General features: G+C 66.5%; 10 protein-coding genes. 8 read left to right on the forward strand and 2 right to left on the reverse strand.

Going from position 1 to position 7805, the window contains the following annotated elements:
* The first annotated feature begins 22 nt into the window (after nucleotides 1-22).
* Entirely contained in the window at nucleotides 23-436 is a 414-nt protein-coding gene (locus A5779_RS09900; RefSeq protein WP_064881316.1) for a YkvA family protein, read from the forward strand.
* A 58-nt stretch (nucleotides 437-494) separates the two neighbouring features.
* On the opposite strand, the gene A5779_RS09905 is transcribed toward A5779_RS09900, so the two are convergent.
* Nucleotides 495-1619 carry an NDMA-dependent alcohol dehydrogenase gene (locus A5779_RS09905; protein WP_064881318.1) on the reverse strand — a complete coding sequence of 375 codons (1125 nt, stop codon included), beginning with the start codon at nucleotides 1617-1619 and terminating at the stop codon, nucleotides 495-497.
* A 142-nt stretch (nucleotides 1620-1761) separates the two neighbouring features.
* On the opposite strand from A5779_RS09905, the gene A5779_RS09910 reads away from it, so the two are divergent.
* The gene (locus tag A5779_RS09910; RefSeq protein ID WP_236734715.1) at nucleotides 1762-2286 is read left to right on the forward strand and encodes a VOC family protein; all 525 of its coding nucleotides are present in this window, start codon (nucleotides 1762-1764) and stop codon (nucleotides 2284-2286) included.
* Nucleotides 2287-2451: 165 nt separating this feature from the next.
* A complete protein-coding gene (locus A5779_RS09915; RefSeq protein WP_064881322.1) occupies nucleotides 2452-3360 on the forward strand; it encodes a type IV toxin-antitoxin system AbiEi family antitoxin in 909 nt (302 codons plus the stop codon).
* A 15-nt stretch (nucleotides 3361-3375) separates the two neighbouring features.
* Here the strand turns inward: A5779_RS09915 and A5779_RS09920 are convergent, their stop codons facing one another.
* Nucleotides 3376-4401, reverse strand: a complete 1026-nt coding sequence (locus A5779_RS09920) for a sigma-70 family RNA polymerase sigma factor (RefSeq protein ID WP_064881323.1) — start codon at nucleotides 4399-4401, stop codon at nucleotides 3376-3378.
* A gap of 44 nt (nucleotides 4402-4445) precedes the next feature.
* Here A5779_RS09920 and A5779_RS09925 point away from each other — a divergent pair, with 44 nt between their 5' ends.
* From A5779_RS09925 to A5779_RS09945, 5 genes are all read left to right on the forward strand, one after another.
* The gene (locus A5779_RS09925) at nucleotides 4446-5285 is read left to right on the forward strand and encodes an alpha/beta hydrolase (protein WP_064881325.1); all 840 of its coding nucleotides are present in this window, start codon (nucleotides 4446-4448) and stop codon (nucleotides 5283-5285) included.
* Complete coding sequence (locus tag A5779_RS09930) at nucleotides 5282-6274, forward strand: hypothetical protein (protein WP_064881327.1); 993 nt, start codon at nucleotides 5282-5284, stop codon at nucleotides 6272-6274. The genes A5779_RS09925 and A5779_RS09930 overlap by 4 nt, the downstream gene beginning before the upstream one ends.
* Before the next feature lie 9 nt (nucleotides 6275-6283).
* Nucleotides 6284-7027: a DUF2786 domain-containing protein gene (locus A5779_RS09935; protein WP_064881328.1), complete on the forward strand. Its 744-nt coding sequence runs from the start codon at nucleotides 6284-6286 to the stop codon at nucleotides 7025-7027.
* Nucleotides 7024-7494 carry a TIGR04338 family metallohydrolase gene (locus A5779_RS09940; protein ID WP_064881330.1) on the forward strand — a complete coding sequence of 157 codons (471 nt, stop codon included), beginning with the start codon at nucleotides 7024-7026 and terminating at the stop codon, nucleotides 7492-7494. The genes A5779_RS09935 and A5779_RS09940 overlap by 4 nt, the downstream gene beginning before the upstream one ends.
* 49 nt (nucleotides 7495-7543) lie before the next feature.
* A partial coding sequence (locus A5779_RS09945) for a zinc-ribbon domain-containing protein (RefSeq protein ID WP_131811623.1) occupies nucleotides 7544-7805 on the forward strand: 262 nt, incomplete at its 3' end.

Consider the following 7805-nt stretch of genomic DNA (forward strand, 5'->3'; position numbering starts at 1 on the left):
GTCTGCTGGGCAGAATCGTCGTGTGACCGGCACTTGGTGGGGCGATGCGTTGCTCGGCCTCGGCGCCGCCCTGCTGCTGAGCTGGCTCGTTCTCGTTGTCGCGCTGCTCATCGTGCGGCCGCGCGGAAATCTGCTCACCGAGGCGCTGCGCATACTTCCGGACCTGTTGAGGTTGATCCCTCGCCTGGCCAGGGACAGATCGCTGCCCCGCGGTGTGCGCGTCCGGTTGGCGCTGTTGGTCGTGTACCTGGCGCTGCCGATCGATCTGATCCCCGACTTCATCCCCGTGCTCGGCTATGCCGACGACGCCATCATCGTCACCTTGGTGCTGCGCAGCGTCGTGCGCCAGGCAGGGTTGTCGGCGGTCCAGGCGCACTGGCCGGGTACCGACGACGGGTTCGACGCCCTGACGCGGCTGACCGGGTTGTCCCGCTGAACAAAAAGCAGAATCCCCCTTTTCGACGCTGAAAAGGGGGATTCCGTGTCTCTGGGGTTTACCAGTCCGACTCGTCGAACTTGATGACACCGCGAATGTTGTTGCCGTCCAACATGTCCTGGTAGCCCTGGTTGATGTCCTCGAGCTTGTAGGTCCGGGTGATCATGTCGTCGATGTTGAGCAGGCCCGACTTGTACAGCGCCGTGAGACGGGGCGTCTCGACGTGCGAGTTGCCGCCGCCGAAGATGTTGCCCTTCAACGTCTTCTGCAACATGGTGAACAGGAACAGGTTGAGCTTGACGTCGGCGTCCATCATCGAACCCATGCCCGTCACCACACAGGTGCCGGTCTTGGCGGTGAGGATCATTGCCTCTTCGATGTACTCACCCTTCATCTCGCCCACGGCGATGATGACCTTGTCGGCCATCAGGCCCCAGGTGGTCTCGATCATCGGTGCGATGGCCTCGGCCATCGACGCGTAGACATGGGTGGCGCCGAACTTGATGGCCTGCTCACGCTTCCACTCGTTCGGGTCGATCGCGATGACGTGCTTGGCGCCCGAGATCACCGCACCCTGCAGCGCGCTCATGCCGATGCCGCCGACACCGACGATGACGACGGTCTCGCCGGGCTTGACGTCGGCGACGTTGGTGGCCGAACCGAAGCCGGTCGGTACCGCGCAGCCCATGATGGCGGCGGTCTCGAACGGGATGTCCTTGTCGATCTTGACGACCGAATCCTTGTGCACCGTCATGTACGGCGCGAAGGTGCCGAGCAGGTTCATCGGCGACACCTCACGGCCGCCGGCGGTGATGCGGCTGGTGCCGTCGGCGATGGCCTTGCCGCCGAGCAGGACGGCACCGCGGTCGCACAGTGAGCGGAAGCCCTTCAGACACGGCGGGCATTCACCACAGGCCGGGATGAAGGCGAGGATGACGTGGTCGCCCTCCTCGATGCCGGTGACGTTCTTGCCGACCTTGGTGACGACGCCGGCGCCCTCATGGCCGCCGAGCGCCGGCAGCGCCATCGGGGTGGCACCGGTGGTCAGGTGGTAGTCCGAGTGGCACATGCCCGCGGCATGCATCTGGATCTGTACTTCGTCGGCGACGGGGTCGCCGAGGTCGATCTCGTCGACCTTGAATGGCGAGTTGAGTTCCCACAGCAGGGCGCCTTTGGTCTTCATGGGAGGCGATAATAGAACAGGTTGCAATACTGTCGAGTAACTGGCCCCTGAACAGGCAGTTTGTCTGCTTGATTTCGTCGTCGAGTGGCCGGTTGTGACACAGCGTCAGGTGGATCTGTGTGCATCAGGTGGCCACTCGGCGATGAGTAGCGCGGCCGACGCCGGTCTATCCCGCATGACCGAGATCAACGCAAGCATCGTCCCCAACCTCTGGTTCGACCGCGAGGCCGAACAGGCGGCGCAGCACTACATCGACGCGTTCGGCGGAAATGGCCGCATCGTCAAGACCATCGCTTCCCACCCCGATTCGCCCTCTCCCCAGGACGTGCCGGTGGTGGTCGAATTCGAACTGGCGGGTCAGCGCTTCGTCGGCATCAACGGAGGCCCGCACTTCCACTTCACCGAGGCCGTCTCCCTGGAGGTGCGCGTCACCGGACAGGAGCAGCTCGATCAGATCTGGGCGGCACTGGTCGAGGGCGGCGAGGAACTGCCCTGCGGCTGGCTCAAGGACAAATACGGGCTTGCCTGGCAGATCACCCCGACGGAGTACTACGACCTGCTGGACAAGGGTGATGACGCCGCCGATGGCCGGTTGATGGCGGCCGTGCTGAGCACCCACGGGAAGTTCGACATCGCTGAATTAGAAGCGGCCTACAAAGGTTCGTAGGTTCCTGACCGCCGAGTGGCCAGTTGCCGCACATTGAGACCGGTTTGGCGTGTCATAACTGGTCATTCGAATGTTGGATCCCCAGAGCGACTTTGATCCACAGCAGGCGTGCCACCGCGCCGGGAGCCCGGGGGATGTGTCTCACGGCCCGGCGACTGTACGGGCATGGACTCTCCCTTTCTCGGACCCTTTCTCGGCACAGAGGCGTTGGCGGAGGGGACAGTGACGAGACGGAAACTCTCGAGCCGTCATGAGGCCGTCTACCGCGATGTCTACCTCGCCAAGGGCACCGAGATGACAGCGGCGAAGCGCGCTCTGGCCGCGTGGTTGTGGTCCGGGCGTCAGGCGACGTTGACGGGCCTCTCGGCGTCGGCGGTGTACGGCACGCAGTGGATCGACCCCACAGCGCCTGCCGAGCTATACCGCCGCAATGGAAAACCGACCACCGGGATCCTCATTCACCGCGACGAGTTGTATGCGGACGAGATCCGCCGGTTCACCGGTCTTCCGGTGACAACGCCCGCACGTACCGCCTTCGACCTGGGCCGGCGGCCGGGTCGGGACGAGGCCGTCATCCAGGTGGACGCCCTCTCGCAGGCGACTCGCTTGTGCGCGGCCGATATCGCACCGCTCCTCGACCGGCATCCGGGTGTTCGCGGTCTGGTGCAACTGCGCGAGGTCCTCGACCTGATGGACGGCGGCGCCGAATCGCCGCCGGAAACCCGCACCCGCCTGGTGCTGATCGACGCCGGACTGCCGAAGCCGCAGACGCAGATCTTGGTGCACGGGAACTTCGGCGCCAGGCGGTCTGCGCGCATCGACATGGGCTATGCCGAATTCAAGGTCGGGGTCGAATACGAGGGCGCACAGCACTGGACCGATCCTCGCGTGCGAGCCAACGACATCGACCGATATGCCGAACTCGCCGCGCTGGGGTGGTTGATCGTCAGGGTCGGAGCGGACTTGCTGAATCACCGACCGCAGGTGATCGTGGCTCGGGTTTGCGCGGCCCTGCGGGCCCGAGGAGCTCAGTGGCCAGTTGTTGCACGGGTTTCAGCAGATCGTGTGGCGTAATTGGCCACTCGACGACTAGAGAGATGCCGGCAGCCCGAACTTCTCGAACAGCGACAGTTCCATGAAAGCCACCACGTGGGAGATGCCCTCAGGGCTCACGTCGAGGACATGCAGCTGAAAAGCCTCGTGCCGGCCCGTCTCGGCGTTGAGCATGTACATCGCCGCGGCGGGCTGGCCGTTGGCGCTCGTGGCGATGAACCGCATGTCCCCGGGCTTCTCGGCCGGGCACTTGTAGCGGGACAGGTCGCCGATGGCCTGCGGCCCCTGATACCAGCTGTCGAAGGGCGGCATCTCCCAGATGGCCTCTGCGGTGAACAACTCGACGAGCTTGTCGATGTCGTAGGCCTCGAAGGCAGCCATGTAGTTGCGCAGGAGGTTCTGGGCGTGCGGGGAATCCGGCGGGTCCATCGCATCGTCCTGGCTGGGGCCCACCGCGTCGAGCTGGGCCCGGGCGCGCTGCAGCAGGCTGTTGACCGCGGCCGTCGACGCCCCGATGGCCTCGCCGACCTCGGCCGCCTTCCACTGCAGCACCTCCCGCATCACCAGCACCGCGCGCTGACGGGCGGACAGATGCTGCAGTGCCGCGACGAACGCGAGCCGCACCGAATCGCGGGTCCCCACGATCGTGCTCGGATCCGCCGGGTCGTCGGTGGAATCAGGCAGCGGCTGCAGCCACGGGATCTCGTGGTGTTCGGCGATCTCGTCGGTGGGCGACGAACTCGGATTGCCCAGGCCCGACGGCAGCGGGCGCCGTTGTCTGCCCTCCAGAGCCGTCAGACAGGTATTGGTGGCGATGCGATACAACCAGGTCCGCACCGAGGACTTGCCCTCGAAACCCCCGTACGCCTTCCAGGCGCGCAGGTAGGTCTCCTGCACCAGATCCTCGGCGTCATGCAGCGAGCCGGTCATCCGGTAGCAGTGGGCGAGCAGCTCACGGCGGTAGCGCTGTGCATCGGCCAGGAACGCATCGGCCGAGCTGTCGTCATCCAGGCGGTGGGCGAGGACCGTCACATTCGCGAGCTTACGCAGCACCCCCGACAACCACGACCGAAAAATCTCCGACGGGTGCGGCTACGCTCGCCAGGGTGACCAGCACCCGCAGTGAACAGACCTTTGACGGCGTCGGAGGGGTCCGCATCGTCTACGACGTATGGACGCCCGACACCGCACCGCGGGGCGTCGTCGTTCTCTCCCACGGCCTGGGCGAACACGCCGGGCGGTACCACCACGTCGCGCAACGGTTCGGGGAGGCCGGGCTGGTCGTCTATGCCCTCGACCACCGGGGACACGGTCGCTCGGGCGGCAAGCGGGTGTACCTGCGCGACATGTCCGAATACGTCGGCGACTTCCACACGCTGGTCGGCATCGCGACGGCCGAGTATCCCGCCCTCCCGCGCCTTGTGCTGGGACACAGCATGGGCGGCGGCATCGTGTTCAGCTACGGCGTCGAATATCCCGACGAGTACACCGCGATGGTGCTGTCGGGACCGGCGGTGGCCGCGCAGGCCGCGGTGTCGCCGGTGCTGGCGGCGGTGGCCAAGGTGCTCGGCAAGATCGCCCCCGGGTTGCCGGTGGAGAATCTCGACGCCAATGCGGTTTCCCGCGATCCCGAGGTGGTGGCGGCCTACAAGGCCGATCCTTTGGTGTGGCACGGCAAGGTCCCCGCGGGTATCGCCCGGGCGCTGATCATCGTGGGGGAGACCATGCCGCAGCGGGCCTCGGCCCTGACCGCGCCACTGCTGGTGGTGCACGGCGAGAAGGACCGGCTGGTGGCCGTCGAAGGCAGCCACCGCCTTGTCGAATGTGTGGCCTCCGAGGATGTGCACCTCAAGGTGTACCCGGGCCTGTTCCACGAGGTGTTCAACGAGCCCGAGAAGGGGCTGGTTCTCGACGACGTGACGTCCTGGATCGAGACCCACCTGTGAGAAAGCTTGTGGTGGCACTGCTTTCGGTGCTCCTGGTCGCCGGCTGCGGCGCGGAGGAGGCATCGACGCAGGACCAGCAGCCGAACTGGACCGACACCGACGTCACCTTCGACGCCGACGGACTCACCATCCACGGGACCTACCGGCATTCGGGCGCGACGACCCCGGCGGCACTGCTGATCTCCGAGAGCGGGCCCACCGACCGCAACGGCGACAACAAGGTCGTCGGCCCGGTCGGCAACATGCGTCAGCTCGCGGAAACGCTGTCGGACAAGGGAGTCGCGACCCTGCGCTACGACAAGATCGGAACCGGCGCCACCAAGCTCGGCCCCTACGCGACGAAGCCCACCGAGGTGGTCAGCGCCGTCTACACCACCGGCGCGGCCGCCGCCCTGCGTTTCCTGGCCGCACAGCCCGACACCGACGAGGCCGAGCTGTCGATCTACGCGGTCGGCGAGGGCGCCATCCACGCCATGACCCTGGCCGGCGCCGCCGATCCGAAGGTCCACTCGCTGGCCCTGTTTCAACCGTTGTCCGGCCGCTACCTGGACATCATCACCAACCGGGTGCGCGCCGGGGCCAGTCCTGAGGTCCTGACGGCCTGGCTGGCCGCCGTCGACGAGATCCGCACCAAGGGGACGGTGCCCGCCAACCTGCCCGAAGGCCTCGGTGCCATTGTCAACAAGGACAACCTCAACGCCATCGTCGAGGCCGACAAGATCGATCCCCTGCAGCTGGCCGCGCGGCTGCCCGACGGGATGCCGGTGCTGCTCACCTGCTCGGACTCTGACGCCCAGGCCAGCTGTGAGACCGAACGTCCGCTGATCGGGGCGCTCAAGCACACCGCGCTCACGGTCGTCGAGCTCAAGGGCGTCAACCATGTGCTGCGCGACGATCCCACCGACAGCATCGCCAACTACGGCAAGCCCGGTCCGTTGTCACCGCAGGTGGTTGAGGCGATCGGCAAGTTTGTCGGTACCGGTGGCTAGGTTTGTCGCGTGAGCGACGACAAGATGTTGGCGCGCATCGCCGCACTGCTGCGTCAGGCGGAGGGCACCGACAACCTCCACGAGGCCGAGGCGTTCATGGCCGCCGCCCAGCGGCTGGCCACCGCCACCTCCATCGACCTGGCCCTGGCCCGCGCGCATTCCGCGGAGCGCACCAAGGCGCAGATGCCGGTGCAACGCACCATCACCATCGGCGAAGCCGGAAGACGCGGATTGCGTACCTATGTGCAGCTGTTCGTGGTGATCGGGATGGCCAACGACGTGAAATGCGATGTGGCGTCCAACTCGACCTTCGTCTACGCCTACGGGTTCGCCGAGGACATCGACGCCACCCACGCCCTGTACACCAGCCTCCTGGTGCAGATGGTCAAAGCGTCGGAGAGCTATATCGGCTCAGGCGCCCACCGGCCGACTCCGACCATCACCGCCCGGCTCAACTTCCAGCTGGCCTTCGGTGCCCGGATAGGCCAGCGCCTGACCCAGGCCCGCGAGGAAGCGCAACGCGAGGCCGACGAGGCCGACCGGCCGGGCACCGCTATCGCCCTGCGGGACAAGGACATCGAGCTGCGTAGCTTCTACCGGGAGGCCTCGCAGGCCCGTGGGACCTGGCGTGCCACGAACGCCTCGGCCGGGTATTCGTCGGCCGCCCGCCGGGCCGGGGATCGCGCCGGTCGCCACGCGCGGCTCGGGGCCACCCAGGAGATCTCCGGCGCGCGCGGCGCCCTGGAGCAGTGAGCGCCAGGGACACCCAGCGTGCCAGGGTGTACGCCGCCGAACAGTTCGTGCGCACCATGTTCGACCGTGCGGCCCAACACAGTTCGCGCGTCATCGACTTCTTCGGTACCTCACTGACGTTGCCGCCGGAGGCCAAATTCGGGTCCGTCGATTCAGTGCAGCGCTACGTCGACGACGTCGTCGCCCGGGTCGGAGCCGGCCCGGTCGCGGTCCGTTCCCGTCGGGGTGCCACCGCAGCGCACTACGAACTGGTCGACGGCAAGGCCGTCATCGCCGTCCCCGAGCGTGATACCTGGGCACTGCGAGAGTTGGTGGTACTGCACGAACTGGCCCACCACGTGAGCCAGGCCGACCCGCCCCACGGACCGGCCTTCGTCGTCGCCTACTGCGAGTTGTGTGACACGGTCATGGGTCCGGAGGTCGGGCTGGTGCTGCGGATGGTCTACGCCAAAGAAGGTGTGGTCTGACCCCGAGTACGCGATCATTGCCGTATTGACGCACTAGTTGGATTGGCGAATGGCCGGCCCGGTCGCTGAGACGGCGCGCCGGTGCCAGTCGTGCGGCAGCGACCTGCGGCCGCGGGCTCGCTTCTGCGACATGTGCGGGAGCGCGGTCGGTGAGCGGACGACAACCAGCGAACGCAAGCAGGTCACCGTGCTCTTCGCTGACGTCGTCGGCTCGATGAAACTCGCCGCCGCGGTCGATACCGAGCGACTTCGCGAAATCATGAACGAGTTGTTCAACCGGGCCGCGGTAGCGCTGCACCACCACCGGTCTC

Source organism: Mycolicibacterium peregrinum, assembly GCF_001665625.1.
Taxonomy (GTDB): domain Bacteria; phylum Actinomycetota; class Actinomycetes; order Mycobacteriales; family Mycobacteriaceae; genus Mycobacterium; species Mycobacterium peregrinum_B.

What these genes read in the sequence shown, in the direction of transcription:
- A5779_RS09905 (WP_064881318.1), bottom strand. Translation starts at nt 1,619, where the DNA reads ATGAAGACCAAAGGCGCCCTGCTGTGGGAACTCAACTCGCCATTCAAG.
- A5779_RS09910 (WP_236734715.1), top strand. Translation starts at nt 1,762, where the DNA reads ATGAGTAGCGCGGCCGACGCCGGTCTATCCCGCATGACCGAGATCAAC.
- A5779_RS09915 (WP_064881322.1), top strand. Translation starts at nt 2,452, where the DNA reads ATGGACTCTCCCTTTCTCGGACCCTTTCTCGGCACAGAGGCGTTGGCG.